Origin of the sequence: Moritella sp., from assembly GCF_013215705.1 — a bacterium.
Taxonomy (GTDB): Bacteria; Pseudomonadota; Gammaproteobacteria; order Enterobacterales; family Moritellaceae; genus Moritella.
This window is the reverse complement of record NZ_JABSQR010000007.1, coordinates 153,446-168,094: the sequence shown is the minus strand read 5'-3', so window position 1 is coordinate 168,094 and position 14,649 is coordinate 153,446. Positions and strand designations below refer to the sequence as shown.

The following is a 14,649-nucleotide window of genomic DNA, read 5'->3' as shown; positions in this document are numbered from 1 at the left end:
AAGTGTAAGTGAATAACGTAGGTGACAGATACGTGTAAGAAAGTGTTAGTGAAAACCGCATGTGAAAGATGCGTGAAGTGAAGACGTAGATGTAAGTGAAGAAGTAAGTGTAAGTGAAGAACGCATGTGAAAAGTGCGTATAAGTGAAAACGTAAGTGTTAGTGAATAGCGTATATTAAATGTACGAGTTAGTGAAGAAAGTGTAAGGAAGTTAGTAAGTGATAAAAGTAAGTCAATGTAAGAAGTGTATTACGGATACAGGAGCAGGCTTTTTGGCCGACCCTCTTTTCCCTTATATGTAAGTCAGGCTAACAACCTGACTTTTTTTTGTCTAAAATTCTTTCCAATTATTCTTTCCAATTTAGTTGCCACTGATTGATACCTATCACAATAAATAGATGATCACTTATTTAATGCAATCGTTATAAGCCAATAAACGGATGTAGATGTATTTTATTAGAGAAAAATAGGGATGATTTTATTTTGGACAAGATAAATACGACGGAGTATATGAAGAAGGGAGGGGGAATAATATCCCGATATTAAAACTCTTTTAAGTTAAAACATCGGGAATTGGTATTGATGAAATTAGCTATTTACTAGCATATCAATAAAGTTACGGCGTTCTTTTACGGTTGCAAGTTGAGCTATTTTCTCACCTTGTGAATCTGTAAATGCTACTCGGTTTTTGTGAACTGAAATCGAGTGTACCGGTTGTTTAATTTGGATCTGTGTACCATTAAAAATAATAGTCATAATAAAACTCACTATAAAGGCGTAACTTAAGCTACGCGTTATTTGTAATAAGCTTCATTACCGTATAACGATAATATTCTGAAATCTAACTATCTTTATTCTTTTATAAATAGCTGATTTGATTAGAAGTGTTTACAGCACGCAACATTTGCTGTATTTCGTTGTTCAATAATTTAGCTTTATATGTTGGATTTTTTAATCTGGCTTACGGGAATTTCTAGGTAAGGCTTTAATCGCTGATTTTTAATTCGAGGATTGTTATTAAATAAATCTGTGCTGATACTAACAGGGTGTTTCTTTTATGGCAAGTTTATTTTTGGGTATTTTTATTTATTGTTTAGCGGTATTTCATTTTTCCGCGATTATATACCCAAGATACCGTCGTTCGGCATCCCAGCGAGTCTCTGATATAGCATCTTGAAGTAGTTTGGGTATAATCCCTCCTCATGATTAAGGTAACCTGATGTTTTCACTGAAAGTTCATCTTTTTAATTTTTATTCTTTGTAGCGGTTAGCCGTTGGAGTGATTTACATGAAATACCAATGGATCTTATTTGATGCCGATGAAACATTATTCCATTTTGATGCATTTAAAGGTTTGCAGTTGATGTTCTCCCGGTTTGATGTTGATTTCAGTCGAGATGATTTTAGTCATTATCAAACCGTCAACTTACCGTTATGGGTTGATTATCAAGATGGAAACATTACCGCGACACAGTTACAAAACCGTCGTTTTCAATTTTGGGCTGATAAATTAGCGGTGACGACACAAACTTTAAATAGCGCATTTATGACCGCCATGGCTGATATTTGTTGTTTGTTACCCGGTGCCAAAGAGCTTATTTCGGCATTAACAGGTAAGGTAAATATGGGTATCATTACAAATGGATTTACAGAATTACAGCGTGTACGTTTAGAAAAGACAGGCTTAAAAGATGTGTTCGCTCCCCTCGTTATCTCTGAACAAGTCGGCATAGCTAAGCCCGATATTGGTATATTTGAGTACGCGTTAACCCATATGGGAGACATACAACGTGAGCAAGTATTGATGGTTGGTGATAATCCCCATTCTGATATTTTAGGTGGGATGAATGCTGGATTTGATACTTGTTGGCTTAACAGTGAGAACTCAGTATTACCTGACGGTATAAAACCCAGCTATCAAGTGACATCATTAACACAGTTGCAATCATTGTTATTCGCGGCGTAATGTAGCGAGTATTTATAAAAATATTTATATTTTTTGGCTGCTTGCCGATATACTTTTAGCGATCAATCTAGTTCAGTGTTTAGCTAAACCTTTAGTTAAACAGTTAATACGTGAATTCAAGTTTAATTTGTTTATAGAAAAGGAAAAAACATGTTTAAAGTTTCAACGCTTGCAAGCATACCGTTACTTATTGTTGCACCAACACTCATGGCAGAACCATTTAGCCATAATAATGCGCAGATAAGTTATCGAGCGGAGCATTGGGCGCTAAATGTTGAACGTGCTGTCACTGAAGATTTCTATATTACAGGCTTTTATCATCACACTGGTAATATCGCGCTAAGCTCGAACGTAAAAGCTAAAGCCAAGATCTTAGGCGCAGGTTTAATGACGTCAAGGAATATTGGCCATATGACCGAGTTTTATGCGGGTGCTAACCTTACTCAAAATACCGTTAAGTCGTGGGAGAATGGCATATCACGACCACTGGAATCAGATTTTTATCCGAGTGTGATTGCTGGTGTGAAAATTTCTTCTAGCCCTGAATTTGAAGCAGATTTTAATGTTAATCATGGATTTAGTAATAGCCAATATACGTATAGTTATCTTGATTCAACATCATTTACTTTCGGCGGTAAGTACTTTATCGATCAGGCGATGGCTCTCGGTTTATCTTATGTGTGGATTAAAGAGCAAGATAAGGCGATGAGTTGGGACAATATAAGTTTGTCATTCAGCCTATACTTTGAATAGTGATTGTTCATATTTAGATATAAAAAAAGACGAGATTGCTCTCGCCTTTTTTACATCTATTCGATGTCTTGTCCTGAAATGTGTTGATACATTGGGGACGTACTATGAATAATGTTTATTGCACGAGTGAATAAAAAATAGCAGTAATTGAGATCAAACCAATTAGGGTTACGAATACATTACTTAGTGCACCTGAGTACTTATGCATTGCCGGTACTTTATGGATAGCATACATAGGCATAATGAAGAGCAGTAACGCAATGATTGGTCCGCCCAGGCTTTCAATCATATGCAAAATATTTGGATTAATGGTAGCCACTGCCCAAGCCGTAACTAGCATGAATACAGTAGTGAAACTGTTTAATGTTTTTTTACTTACTTCTTTACCTTGGCTACGTACTGCTTTTAAAACTAGACCGTTAAGACCTTCGCTTGCACCGATATAATGACCTAAAAATGACTTGGTGATCGCAATGATTGCCACAATTGGTGCAGCATAAGCGATGACAGGTGTATCAAAGTGATTGGCTAAATAAGTCAAAATAGACACGTTCATTTCTTTGGCTTCTGCAAGATTCGCTGGTGATAGGCTTAATACACAACTGAATACGAAAAACATCACAGTCACAACCATCATTACGTGTGCACACAATAAGATACGTGAGCATTTTTTCTCGGCATCATCACCGTATTCATTTCTTTTTGCGACTGCAAATGAAGAGATAACGGGCGAGTGATTAAACGAGAACACCATGACTGGCAAAATTAACCAGACCGACATCAGCACTGAACTCATGCCACCTTCGGCAGGCATAACTTGCTCGAAGATTGCACCATTCCAATACCTATTTAGTACTATACATCTTCTTTCAGACTGCAAATTATAAAAAATAGTTTAATCTGTCAAATATATTTGATGAAATGGCATCTATTGTTGAGATAACCGCTAAATAGTGTGATCTATCACTCGTTATGAGTGCGATGGATTGAAATATACGGATGATAAATTAATCAATCAAATAACAGTACTGCATTACAATATTTGAAAATGGAATATTAGCCATGATTAATAATGCATAAAATACTGTATCTAAAATTGTAATGGACTAGATAATATTATAAAAATTGATTTATGGTCAGCATATTGTCAATGGGTTGCGGTTTCCCTATGCCATAGCCCTGTGCGACTTTGTGACGTGAATTTTGATTGCAATATGTGTGATTTATCTATGTTGCCTATTAGGATGTAGCTTGTAATACAGTCACTTAAGTGCAGTTATCACGATAGGTTGTCAGCTATTCATTCGTGCTAGATTCATATTTATCCCGAACTTGACTACGCAGTTGGCCCGGTGAAAGGTGAAATCGTTGTCGAAATACTTTGCACAAATAGCTGCTATCTTGAAAACCAACTTCATCCGCCAGATTTTCTAAAAAATGGTCTGAATTAAGTAAACGCCAATGCAGATGTTGTAAGCGAACTTCGTTCCAATATTGATGTGCAGACATATTAAAATGCTGCTTGAAGCGTCTATCTAATTGTCGGCGACTTAACCCGGTGAGCGCGGCTAATTGTTCAATTGAAGTGTTGCTGGCCATGAGCTCTTGCATTAAGGCAATTGTACGGCCAAGGTGGCGATCATGATGCATTGCTTGTTGGCGTGATTTTAATTGATGCAATTGATTACGGCTTTCATCAACCAGCATATCTGCCAGTCCTTTTACTGCCCAGGTTTGTCCAAGATGACGACTGAGTATCGCCACTGCTAAATCAATGGCCGCCGTTCCTCCAGCGCAGCTGACGCGTTTATCATCGATGCAATAGAGTTGCTCATTCGCGATCTTCAAACGCGGATAAGCGTTACTAAACTCATTGATATGACGCCAGTGCACAGTCGTTTTATGATCATTTAATAAACCTAATTCAGCCAAGGTAAAGCAAGCGTTATCAATGCTAATTAAGGTGATGCCGACTGCTGCCGCTTGTTTTAAAAATGCACCGTAATGCCGTGCTTGTTGTTGTGATTGACGCGCAGTCCGACAACCAAAAATAACCAGGTAATCATACTGGCAGAGGTTTATATCCGCAGACGCTGCTTGTATCTCAATGGATATACCGCTACTGGATGTCACCGGGGTAGTGTCTAAGCCGACAACTTGCCATGAACAATGTCGCTGTTGGCTATGGTCTGCATCATCAGCCGAAAAACGTAATTTATCTAAAAAACCACCAAACGGTAGCATATTAAATTCGGGCAGGGGTAGTAGTAGAAAACGAACGTCTACTGAGTTCATGGCTGGTATCCGTTAATGGCTCGTGTATTTATCGCTACGTCCAAATAATACCATTAAACGTCCAGATTATACCGTTTGTTTTTATTGTTGGAATTTATACTCATTGTACTTCTGTTCATGTGGATATGGTTATGGCGTTTAATCTTTGGTTAGTATTTTTAGTTGCGGCAATGGGGCTGGCAGTCGTGCCTGGGCCTAATTCATTATTGGCATTGAGCCACGGTGCGCGTTATGGACATCGACGTACACTGTTTACTATATGCGGTGGTGTGTTTGGGTTTTTGATCTTAATTGCAATCGCTATGTTTGGTTTAGGTGCGGTATTGCAAGCGCAACCTGATGCCATGACGGCATTGCAGTGGGTTGGTGCCGCGTATCTAGTTTGGTTGGGCATCAAGCTATGGTATGCCCCTGCGCTGGAGTTGACCGAGCTTGCTGAAAGCCAACTATATAGTCCTACTCGTTTGTTTCGACAAGGTTTTTTTGCAGCGTTATCAAATCCGAAAGTATTACTGTTCTTTACCGCATTCTTAGCTCAGTTTATTGATCCTGATGTGGCGTTACTGCCGCAGTTTATTGTTATTGCTATCACCTTTATTTGTGTTGAATTTGTGGCTGAATATGGCATCGCGTGCGTTGCTCACAGTATTCGTCCTAAATTAATACAAAGCGGGCAGCGTTTTAATCAGTGTTGCGGCATGTTGTTCATTGTACTTGGTATATCGATGACATTGGCGTAGCGAGACTAAAAATAATATGAATACTATTTTGTAGCCGCTTTGTTTTATATTTACATTGTATTTACTTTACATTATATGTACTTAGGTCAGTATGGTACGTCAATTTATTTTTGTGAAAGGGAGTTACATGAATTTATTTTTTAGAATGCTCATCATTATCTTTAGTGCGCGTAAGCAGGATGCGGTGGCGCTGGTTGATAAGCGCTGTGATCGGTTTCGAGTTTGGTTACACGATCTGGGTTGGCGTGATCATTTACCTAATTACCGGGTATTTAGTTTCATGGAATTAGGCCGTTTTGGTATCTGGCATAGTTCTCGACTGGCGTTATCTGGTCGTTATGGTTTACGTATGATTGCCGCGCAAGATTTTATTTATTTAAAACCTATTCGTCCATTTCAAGCGTTTACCATGACCACAGAAATTTTGAGTTGCGATGAGAAATATTTTTATTACCAGCATCAGTTTTTTTGTGGCAACAAATTAGTCACGATTGGGTTAGTGAAAGAAATGGCCTTGAAATCAGGTAAGGCTGTGGCACCGCATTCATTATTAACGGCTGACTCAGAACTGAACGGTTCGGTGATGACTAATTTGGACAATAGGGTATTGCATCCGGTAGTCGAAAATTGGTTGACGATGCAACAAGCGATAAAAGAAAACAGTTAATCGTACGCTCTGATGGTGAAGGTATATACCCAAGCTACTTCAAGATGCACAATCAGCAAACCGAAAGGAAAGGATATTCAAGGCATGAAGTCGAAGATTCATTCTTTCGGCTTGCCCTACGGGAGGCGAGCAGAAATAGCAGCACAGCGTTACAATATTTGAAAATGGAATAACCATTCTCTACATATTGCGCCTTGTTCTGTTATCCCTGCTCGTCTCTGATATAGCATCTTGAAGTAACTTGGGTATAGATACAAAAAGACCAAAGCGATGACTTTGGTCTTTTATATCTGTTATCCCGTTATTATCAAAACTTACCAATAAGCAGTGTTATTACACTGTGTATTGCGCAATGGCTCGATCTAGGTTTTTAGCCTGATCTGCAATAGAGCTGGCTGCTTGTGCGTTTTCATGCGTGATTTGTGAATTTTGGCTAGTGATATCACGAATTGAAGTGACGTTACGGCCTATTTCATCAGAAACGATAGTTTGCTGTTCAACGGCGGTTGCTATTTGAGTGCTGGTATCCATGATGAGTTGCATATCAGACATGATTTGCCCAATCTTAGATTCAGCGCTATCGGCTTGCTCTACGCTTAATTCGCCTTGTTCATGACAACGGCTAATGTGTAGAACAACCTGACCTGTTTGCTCTTGTAATGTCGCAATAATACCGGTGATCTCTTCTGTAGATTGACGGGTTCTTAATGCCAAAGAGCGGACTTCGTCGGCCACAACAGCAAAACCTCGCCCCTGTTCACCTGCGCGTGCAGCCTCGATAGCAGCATTCAGTGCAAGTAAATTGGTTTGTTCTGCGATTGACCTGATCACATCCAGCACTGACCCTATGTTATCTGACAGGGTAGAAAGGTTTGAGATTTCATCACTGGTTTTAGATAAGTCGTCAGATAAAATGCGAATACGATCTTTGGTTGCACTTACTTCAGATAAACCTTCCATTGCGCCATTATGGCTATTGTCCGCATTACTTGCTGCACTTTCGGTATTGTGCGCAATTTCGCGAATAGTTGAGCCCATTTCTGTAATGGCTGTTGCGACTGCATCCGTTTCGGCTTGTTGGCGGCTCATTGCGTCTTCAGAATGAATGCTACGCTCTTGTAATTCTGTTGATGCCGAACCAAGTTCATATACTGCAGACTGAACATTACTGACAAGTTCACGTAAATGGGATAATAAATAATTAAAGTTACTGGCCATTTGTGATAATTCATCGTTGCCTTTTTCATCTGCAGCAGCAGTTAAATCATGGTTTTTAGCTATCGTTGCCATCAAGCTACTTAAGCTTTGTATACGACGTTGGATAGAGCTGCTAATTAACCAAGACAGTGTGATCAGGGCTATTATCACGATTAATACGGCTATAATAGTAAACATTATCGTTTGCTGCTGTTGGTTTGCTGTTTCGTCATTGAGTTGCTGACTCATGGTTTTAAAGGTTCGTTCAACTTGATGTGAATACCCGCGCATCTCACCACGTAACCCCGTTTTTGGCGTATTACCTATCGTGTTATATTGCGTAATGATCTCAGCCATCGTGGCACGGAAATCAGTATAGTTACTACCAAAATCAAGCGTGAGCTGCTGGTCATAAAGCGCCAACTTAGCTTGGTAGTCTAGGTAGTATTCTTGTTTACCCAGTAATGCAAATATTTTAGCGGTTTGTGCAAGATCAGTGGTAATTAACAGATTACGGTTATGGCGATCCGCAGTTTGCAGTAACTGTTTATAACCACTATTTAGGCGTTTCAGCAAACCCTGTTCATTGCTCAGTCCCAGTGTTTTATAATTGCTGATCAGTGCGTTCACCGTGCGATTATAATCTTGCATTGATGCTGGTAAGCTGGCAATACTTGGCAAAACAATATTGACGGTTGTAAGGTCTGCCGATAATGCGTTCAATTGTATTTGAAATAGAGCGTAGTTAGTCTGAAATTTGTCGAGATATTTTGTATCACGTCGTAGTAAGAAATCTTTTTCGTTACGACGTAAATTTAATAATGTGACTTCAAGTTGCTTTACATCTGTCGCAGCATGGTTAATACCCGTGACTTGTTCGTTGGCAACCCAAGACATACCGAGTACCAATAGCAGTGCACTTACTGAAATACCAGTAAGTCCTAATAATTTATCTCTGATCTTCATATCTACGACATCCTACCTAATTAACATTGCCGACCCTGTGGCTAGGTCTATATAGTCGGCATTTTTGGTAATATCTTTAAGTAAATTTAAGCGAAAAAACAAACCATTCACGATGTTTCTATAAACATTTTTAAAATTAAGTGCTTAGGTTGAAAAATAAAATCAACAAAATAAATTTATTTTATGCACTTTTCAATCGTCAGAACAGAGATTAGGGCGGAATTACTTATTTGTTGGTAATTTGTGTTATTCGATTTCGGTATTAAATTCAAGCTCAAATAAACAGGTTTCTAAACCTGCGGGTAAATTTAATAACAGTCGCTCGGTGTTCAGCTCAAATTCAATCTCACTATACTGGATGGCATCAAGAATATTGAGTTGATCTGCAAATAACAGTAACCCTGTACTGACAAGAATGGCGTAATGGCATTGTCGTGATACGGTGTCTTCGGTTTCCATAATAGCTTTAAATGTTTCTAAAAACAGTATGAGTAGTTGTTCTGGTGTTTTGTCTTGATAAGACTCCTCAAGTTGAATTAACTGGGAGTAGGTGAGGGTAAATTGATGGTCAAAATTACGTATATTAATACATACGGTGTCTTCTGTTTTATGATCATTGAAATTTAAAAATCGGGCAAAGCTATCACTTTTTACATCAATTAAAAAACTGACATTGATATCGCTATACGTCGATTCTTTGATCGCATCAACACTGATGCCATCTTCATTTAAGGCACTGATGTGATAGTTTAATATCGCTGTTATCAGTTCGTTTTTGCCTATACCAGCATGCAGCATCTGCTGATAAGTGTCGGCAAGGTGGATACCTGCGATGTCAGATGATTGATGTTGATAATCAGTGCTGTTGATAAAAGAAGCGATCACTTGCTTTGAAAAATCAAAGTCAAAACCATTTAGATGAATATACATATCAACTCCTTGTTAGCGGTTTGCTAAAGCGGGGAGACATAACGCAGTTGCTATAAGTATAACGGGTTAAATTTGGTTAGTAAGATAGATTCAGTATGGTGATTATTTTATGCTAAGAAATGTTGCTAGGGGGGGGGTGCTCAGTAACGCGAGATAAAGTGATTAATAAGGAGATGTGAGCAGAGAAAATAAGGCTTTCTCTGCCTCAAGATAACGTTAACGCATTAACATTATTTTAATGTTAGCGGCAGTGTTTCGAATTGGATACCTGACCAGCCCGTACGCATAAAGTAACGGATGTTGGCATGGTCATCACCGTCTGGGTTATTTAGTACGTCATCACGATAATAAGTACCGAAACACTCCAGCATTTGCTGTTTGGTGAATTTATTTAAACGACCTAGTGCAAACAATTTGCATGAACCGGTGTTTTCAGTTGCTTCGTTTACTAGGTAGCCATTATAAAATTTAGTGGCTGTGAAATCATAGCTTTCATCAATAACAGCGATGACATCTTCGAACTGAATAGTCGTTGGTTGTGCCGATAATTTATTTAAAAAATCATTTAACATGGAGTGTCCCATCAATTTAAAGTATTTGCTATCTTCCCCTAATTTATCATAAATGTTAGCTAAAAGAGTAATAATTTACCAATTAGTTTTAATGTTCACCTATTTATTCAGTAAACGCAGGTTGCTATGGTACGTTTTCTTACTCAAATTGTGATTTTTTCGTGATAAATTAAACCCCGTATTTGATGTATGCTTTACTTAGAAGAAGTGCTGATAAAAGGAATAATTATGGTGTCAGGCCCTGTAGAGCAATTTAGAACGGTAATAAAAGGGAATATAGAAGGTTTAGACCAGGGGATCATTTTACTCATGGCGATGACCAATGAGCAATATTGTATGCGTGCGAAACCTTATATTACAAGCTGCATTGGTGAGCATTTACGTCACATTCTCGATCTTTATTATGTATTAAAAGAACACGTTGGAGTGATTGATTATGATGTTCGTCGTCGTGGTGCTCTCGTGGAATCGTGTCGTATGACGGGCTTATCTGAATTAGAACATATCAAAAGCTGGCTGCTCACATTACAGCCGCACATGATGAACAATAAAATAATGATGTCGACAGAAGTATCAGTGCTTAATACTTTAGTCGCACAAGTTGAAACATCCTTAATTCGTGAACTTATATTTGTCAGTACACATGCGATCCATCATTATGCATTAATGGATATTTCGGCAAAATTGTGTGACGTCGATACACCGAAAAATATGGGCATTGCCCCTGCGACACTCACTGCATTGAGGAATGGTTCATCATGTGTACAGTAAGTTGGTTGTTGGCAAATGATGGCTATCAAGTATTCTTTAACCGAGATGAGCAAAAGGGCCGTGCTCTGGCATACTCACCAAAATACTTTAATGATCTTGGTGTTAAATATTTAATGCCGATGGATCCGGTCGGTGGAGGCAGTTGGATTGCGATGAATCAAGCGGGTTTATCGGTATGTTTACTGAATTATTATCAACAAAAACCACCCGAGAAAGCGCTGATCAGCCGTGGTTTATTAGTCAAAGCATTAATCAGTAATACGTCACTGACGAAGATCCGTTTGGCATTAAAAAAACTGCCTTTACAGCGTTATGCAGCCTTTACGTTATTAGTGTTCCCAAGTCATCTCACGGCACAAATTGGTGATGTATATGCGGTACGTTGGAATGGTTTTGAACTCACCACTGTGACCGCTGTATCACCGATGATATCGTCATCAGTCGCTTTAGCCGAAGTGACTAACTACCGAGAAGACCACCATAACGCCATTTTATTACATCATCAGGTGTTATTTTCGGGCGACGGGTGCAATGATGAGTTGGAAATAAGCCAACACCCGGCATCAGCTGATATTGATATTGATAGTGTTGAAAAAAATATTATTGAATTAACGAATCAGCGGTGTATTGATGATAAGAACAGTTTAGCGCTGACGCGATTTCATGCGAGTCATGAACCTACACCGTCTTATTTATCGGTTTGTATGCACCGTGATGACGCGCATACGGTCAGTTTTACCCATCTAATTGCTACCCGTAGGCAACTTAAAATGAATTATGTCTGTGGTTGTCCGTGCTCATCAAAGCAACATCAGTCTTATGCTTTATATCCACAGCGAGAAACCTACGTTGAAGTAGTCTAAACTCGCCGATATTTTTATGGCCTTAAAGTTGCGGGTACGGCGTTGTTATCAACCTGCTGATACAACACATAAACTGCAATCAAGGGTAAGACCGCCCAATATACCTGACTTAAGCTAAAGCTTGTTAGGTTCGATAGTGCCGTTAAACCGGTAAAAAACAGCACTATGCCAAGCTGAGAATACAAACTTTTGCTGACTAAGTAATGGTAATTGGCTTGTTGCTTGGCGTTATCATAAAAACGCTTGTTGAAGTATAAGCGAAACAGCGCCGTGGCAAAGGCAATACTCAGTAAGCCTAAACCGATGGCAAAGCCGCTCCAATCAGCCGAGATCCAACCCCGCATTAACCAACCGCCAAGATAAAGCAGCGTCGCCACTTGGTATAATCGATATTGAGGTTGCTTATCTATGGTGTTTTTGATGAAGTAAAAGATTAACCCCAAGGATAACGAAAGGGCGATAACGGTTAAGCTAAATTGACTGGTATCACTGTTAGTGAGATGAAAAATACTCACCACCCATAAGTAGCTTTCAAGGTATAAAAAAGGACCATCAACGAGAAACACTATCTTATCACGTATACTTATAACCGATTTCGGTTGTGAGTGATCACTTTGCTTATAGACGAAGTGCGGTGTGGTTAACGAACTTAATGTCAGTATACAAAAGCCCAGACCAGCAATAAGACTTAAGGTAAAAATAACCCAAGGTTGCGATTGCATAAAATAGCCGCCAAACAAGATCCCCAATTTTAAGCTCAAACCTAATATTAATTGTAAATTACCGAACAAGCGCCCGGTATTATGGCTGCTACTAATGCTGTTAAACAGGATGCGTTGTAACATCCAATAGCTGCAATTAAACAGACCATTGAGTAAACCGAGTATGATCAAGTGCGTACTTGCTGCATGGAATAGCGCCACATAGATGAGTCCTACCTCGAACACAAACGAGAGTGTCACTAAGGTGCGCCAGTAACCACTGATGAATAGTTGATGCCAGCCCCACAATGCCATGACATAGCCTGCACCTGTCCAGGCGATAAACGTTGTCAGTGGCGCGAGCTGTTGGTATTGCTGCCAGATAAGGATAGGCAGGTAGAAAGGTAATAAGCCAATCACAAAGCTGTGAATGGCCGAGAATACAGTGAAATAGCTGGCCGGTGCCAGCTTAGGAAGCACCGAGGACATTAGAAGGTGTCTGCTTGTTGATTTGGCGCTACGCTGATCAACCCTAAGTGTTCAGACAGATCATCTGCTTCACCGTAACGTGGGTAGTTGTGCATGTTTAGATAAGGGCGTGAGTTTACTTCGAGGAAGATCAACTTTTGCTTACGGGCATCATGCTCAATACCTTGTTCCATGATCACATCAATACCTAATATTTCAGCATCAAATAAATTTAATACCTTGGCAAACAATTCATGATTGTAGGTTGGTATCAGATCGCGCTGGATGGTTTCAACCACGCCACCTGGTGCTAACGATATACGATAAAATAATTCAACTTGCTGTTCGTTATCTGGCACTGAGGTTAAGGTTAAACCTTGCTTAGCAAGATAACTGATGGTTTGTTGGCCTTGAGATATCGGGTTATTGCATGGATAAAGCCCCATTTTTTCACGCACCAAATTTTCTGTTTCGATTAAGCTGCTGATGGTATTGACCCCATCACCTGTTACAAATGCGGGATAACGTTGTAGGACTGAAATCACCCCAGCTTTAGTGATCACCACTCGGTAGTTTTTACCTTGTAAATATTGCTCAACAACCGTCGTTGGCCACCACAGTTTAGCCAAGAAAATGGCCCGCCAAAGTTCTTTATAATTACGGATCGGAAAATGACTGCCACGCGAAAAGCCACTGACATTGGGCTTTATGACTAATGGAAAACCATGTTCTTTAGCAAACTTAACTGCAGTCAAAGGATTGAAGAAGATAGTGCCTTGCGCATGTGGAATATTACCCGCAGCAAACTTATCCCGCGCTTGTTTCTTGGAACGACAACCGCGACGTACTTCTAGGCTGTTGTAGTTGCTACAGCCATCCATGAACTTGCTACTGATCCATTTGTAAATTAGTTGCTTTATTCGTTTCATCTTGAGTTAATATCCTTGTTCCATGACTCCGTCTGGCGGCGATCAACTTATTAAAAAATATACCTTGGGTTACTTTTTTGCTGTTTAGCTGTTGCGCTAACTGAGCAAGTGAATGCGTGGTGTTATACAGTAACTGGTACTTCTGTAACCGGGTCAAATTATGACTTAATAGACTGAGCGGCATCGGCACATATAAATTGACTTCGACGAGCTTAAATTGTCGTTGTAATAGTGCACCTAATGAATCTGCTTTCAAACTATAGCGGGCGATTGTAAAGTCACCCATGCGATTAAGCTCCTGCCACAGCTGTTGCTGCTCTGCAGGACTTAATGCGTCGGTAATATCTTGGTATTGGGTATCACTGTTATAAATGCCATTGACGGGGAATTTATCTGCGCTGTGGTTAATCACTTGCGTTATCGACATGACTGCAAACTGTCCCGCTTTCTGAGGGTGTTTAACAACAAATACCTCAAACTCAATTGCACCGACTGCCGCTTCTTGGATTAAATAATTTTGTGCCTGATAACCGCAGCTTTCTCGTAATGCGCCAAGCTCAGCAATATTATGGATACAGCTGACACCGGTCGAGTTTTGTCCCCATTCTGGTTTAGCAAATACAGGGTAGCGCTCTGGACGTAAATCAGACCTATCAATATACTGCTTTAAACGCCATTCGACAGGTGTTATGGCATCTAAATCTTGCTTAGAGAATATTTTTTTTTGATTATTAAAATAGCGCGCATTGAGCTGGAAATAACGCCACGGAATAGTCAAAAACCGCAAGCAAAAGACCATGTAATGTAATATTAATAAGCCACGTATAAGCA

The 14,649-nt window shown here is 39.5% G+C and carries 15 protein-coding genes; 6 read left to right on the top strand and 9 right to left on the bottom strand.

The window, feature by feature from the left end; genetic code table 11:
- Nucleotides 1-588: 588 nt before the first annotated feature.
- Nucleotides 589-756, bottom strand: coding sequence for a hypothetical protein (locus HRT96_RS05320; protein ID WP_174216915.1), 168 nt, complete (start codon nucleotides 754-756; stop codon nucleotides 589-591).
- Between the two features lie 532 nt (nucleotides 757-1,288).
- Here HRT96_RS05320 and yjjG point away from each other — a divergent pair.
- Together yjjG and HRT96_RS05310 are read left to right on the top strand one after the other, a co-directional pair.
- Entirely contained in the window at nucleotides 1,289-1,966 is a 678-nt protein-coding gene (yjjG, locus tag HRT96_RS05315; protein ID WP_293153311.1) for a pyrimidine 5'-nucleotidase, read from the top strand.
- A gap of 150 nt (nucleotides 1,967-2,116) precedes the next feature.
- Nucleotides 2,117-2,719 carry a hypothetical protein gene (locus tag HRT96_RS05310; RefSeq protein ID WP_293153308.1) on the top strand — a complete coding sequence of 201 codons (603 nt, stop codon included), beginning with the start codon at nucleotides 2,117-2,119 and terminating at the stop codon, nucleotides 2,717-2,719.
- Between the two features lie 115 nt (nucleotides 2,720-2,834).
- On the opposite strand, the gene HRT96_RS05305 is transcribed toward HRT96_RS05310, so the two are convergent.
- Together HRT96_RS05305 and HRT96_RS05300 are read right to left on the bottom strand one after the other, a co-directional pair.
- Nucleotides 2,835-3,533: a hypothetical protein gene (locus tag HRT96_RS05305; RefSeq protein WP_293153305.1), complete on the bottom strand. Its 699-nt coding sequence runs from the start codon at nucleotides 3,531-3,533 to the stop codon at nucleotides 2,835-2,837.
- A 482-nt stretch (nucleotides 3,534-4,015) separates the two neighbouring features.
- On the bottom strand, nucleotides 4,016-5,014 hold the full coding sequence (locus HRT96_RS05300) for a helix-turn-helix domain-containing protein (RefSeq protein WP_293153302.1): 999 nt from the start codon (nucleotides 5,012-5,014) through the stop codon (nucleotides 4,016-4,018).
- A 131-nt stretch (nucleotides 5,015-5,145) separates the two neighbouring features.
- Here HRT96_RS05300 and HRT96_RS05295 point away from each other — a divergent pair, with 131 nt between their 5' ends.
- Together HRT96_RS05295 and HRT96_RS05290 are read left to right on the top strand one after the other, a co-directional pair.
- Complete coding sequence (locus tag HRT96_RS05295) at nucleotides 5,146-5,754, top strand: LysE family translocator (RefSeq protein ID WP_293153299.1); 609 nt, start codon at nucleotides 5,146-5,148, stop codon at nucleotides 5,752-5,754.
- A gap of 127 nt (nucleotides 5,755-5,881) precedes the next feature.
- A complete protein-coding gene (locus HRT96_RS05290; RefSeq protein WP_293153297.1) occupies nucleotides 5,882-6,421 on the top strand; it encodes a thioesterase family protein in 540 nt (179 codons plus the stop codon).
- Nucleotides 6,422-6,754: 333 nt separating this feature from the next.
- Here the strand turns inward: HRT96_RS05290 and HRT96_RS05285 are convergent, their stop codons facing one another.
- The 3 genes from HRT96_RS05285 to HRT96_RS05275 form a co-directional block, all read right to left on the bottom strand.
- The gene (locus HRT96_RS05285; RefSeq protein ID WP_293153295.1) at nucleotides 6,755-8,584 is read right to left on the bottom strand and encodes a methyl-accepting chemotaxis protein; all 1,830 of its coding nucleotides are present in this window, start codon (nucleotides 8,582-8,584) and stop codon (nucleotides 6,755-6,757) included.
- 246 nt (nucleotides 8,585-8,830) lie between these two features.
- Entirely contained in the window at nucleotides 8,831-9,514 is a 684-nt protein-coding gene (locus HRT96_RS05280; RefSeq protein WP_293153293.1) for a hypothetical protein, read from the bottom strand.
- A 230-nt stretch (nucleotides 9,515-9,744) separates the two neighbouring features.
- The gene (locus HRT96_RS05275) at nucleotides 9,745-10,086 is read right to left on the bottom strand and encodes a HopJ type III effector protein (RefSeq protein ID WP_112714564.1); all 342 of its coding nucleotides are present in this window, start codon (nucleotides 10,084-10,086) and stop codon (nucleotides 9,745-9,747) included.
- A 228-nt stretch (nucleotides 10,087-10,314) separates the two neighbouring features.
- Between HRT96_RS05275 and HRT96_RS05270 the strand changes: the two genes are divergently transcribed.
- Both HRT96_RS05270 and HRT96_RS05265 read left to right on the top strand, forming a co-directional pair.
- Nucleotides 10,315-10,857, top strand: a complete 543-nt coding sequence (locus HRT96_RS05270; protein WP_293153222.1) for a hypothetical protein — start codon at nucleotides 10,315-10,317, stop codon at nucleotides 10,855-10,857.
- A complete protein-coding gene (locus tag HRT96_RS05265) occupies nucleotides 10,845-11,720 on the top strand; it encodes an NRDE family protein (RefSeq protein ID WP_293153219.1) in 876 nt (291 codons plus the stop codon). The genes HRT96_RS05270 and HRT96_RS05265 overlap by 13 nt, the downstream gene beginning before the upstream one ends.
- A 14-nt stretch (nucleotides 11,721-11,734) precedes the next feature.
- On the opposite strand, the gene HRT96_RS05260 is transcribed toward HRT96_RS05265, so the two are convergent.
- Genes HRT96_RS05260 through HRT96_RS05250 form a run of 3 tightly spaced genes read right to left on the bottom strand, consistent with a single transcriptional unit; the run spans nucleotide 11,735 to nucleotide 14,605 of the window.
- Nucleotides 11,735-12,910, bottom strand: a complete 1,176-nt coding sequence (locus HRT96_RS05260) for a hypothetical protein (protein ID WP_293153216.1) — start codon at nucleotides 12,908-12,910, stop codon at nucleotides 11,735-11,737.
- Nucleotides 12,910-13,818, bottom strand: a complete 909-nt coding sequence (locus HRT96_RS05255; RefSeq protein ID WP_293153213.1) for a cyanophycin synthetase — start codon at nucleotides 13,816-13,818, stop codon at nucleotides 12,910-12,912. Before HRT96_RS05255 ends, HRT96_RS05260 begins: the two co-directional genes overlap by 1 nt.
- Nucleotides 13,778-14,605 carry a hypothetical protein gene (locus HRT96_RS05250; protein WP_293153210.1) on the bottom strand — a complete coding sequence of 276 codons (828 nt, stop codon included), beginning with the start codon at nucleotides 14,603-14,605 and terminating at the stop codon, nucleotides 13,778-13,780. Before HRT96_RS05250 ends, HRT96_RS05255 begins: the two co-directional genes overlap by 41 nt.
- Nucleotides 14,606-14,649 lie beyond the last annotated feature (44 nt).

Bases quoted from the DNA above. Each gene is read 5' to 3' on its own strand.
- HRT96_RS05300 (WP_293153302.1), bottom strand. From the start codon at position 5,014: ATGAACTCAGTAGACGTTCGTTTTCTACTACTACCCCTGCCCGAATTT.
- HRT96_RS05270 (WP_293153222.1), top strand. From the start codon at position 10,315: ATGGTGTCAGGCCCTGTAGAGCAATTTAGAACGGTAATAAAAGGGAAT.
- HRT96_RS05275 (WP_112714564.1), bottom strand. From the start codon at position 10,086: ATGTTAAATGATTTTTTAAATAAATTATCGGCACAACCAACGACTATT.
- yjjG (WP_293153311.1), top strand. From the start codon at position 1,289: ATGAAATACCAATGGATCTTATTTGATGCCGATGAAACATTATTCCAT.
- HRT96_RS05295 (WP_293153299.1), top strand. From the start codon at position 5,146: ATGGCGTTTAATCTTTGGTTAGTATTTTTAGTTGCGGCAATGGGGCTG.
- HRT96_RS05285 (WP_293153295.1), bottom strand. From the start codon at position 8,584: ATGAAGATCAGAGATAAATTATTAGGACTTACTGGTATTTCAGTAAGT.
- HRT96_RS05290 (WP_293153297.1), top strand. From the start codon at position 5,882: ATGAATTTATTTTTTAGAATGCTCATCATTATCTTTAGTGCGCGTAAG.
- HRT96_RS05320 (WP_174216915.1), bottom strand. From the start codon at position 756: ATGACTATTATTTTTAATGGTACACAGATCCAAATTAAACAACCGGTA.
- HRT96_RS05280 (WP_293153293.1), bottom strand. From the start codon at position 9,514: ATGTATATTCATCTAAATGGTTTTGACTTTGATTTTTCAAAGCAAGTG.
- HRT96_RS05265 (WP_293153219.1), top strand. From the start codon at position 10,845: ATGTGTACAGTAAGTTGGTTGTTGGCAAATGATGGCTATCAAGTATTC.
- HRT96_RS05255 (WP_293153213.1), bottom strand. From the start codon at position 13,818: ATGAAACGAATAAAGCAACTAATTTACAAATGGATCAGTAGCAAGTTC.
- HRT96_RS05305 (WP_293153305.1), bottom strand. From the start codon at position 3,533: ATGCCTGCCGAAGGTGGCATGAGTTCAGTGCTGATGTCGGTCTGGTTA.
- HRT96_RS05260 (WP_293153216.1), bottom strand. From the start codon at position 12,910: ATGTCCTCGGTGCTTCCTAAGCTGGCACCGGCCAGCTATTTCACTGTA.
- HRT96_RS05310 (WP_293153308.1), top strand. From the start codon at position 2,117: ATGTTTAAAGTTTCAACGCTTGCAAGCATACCGTTACTTATTGTTGCA.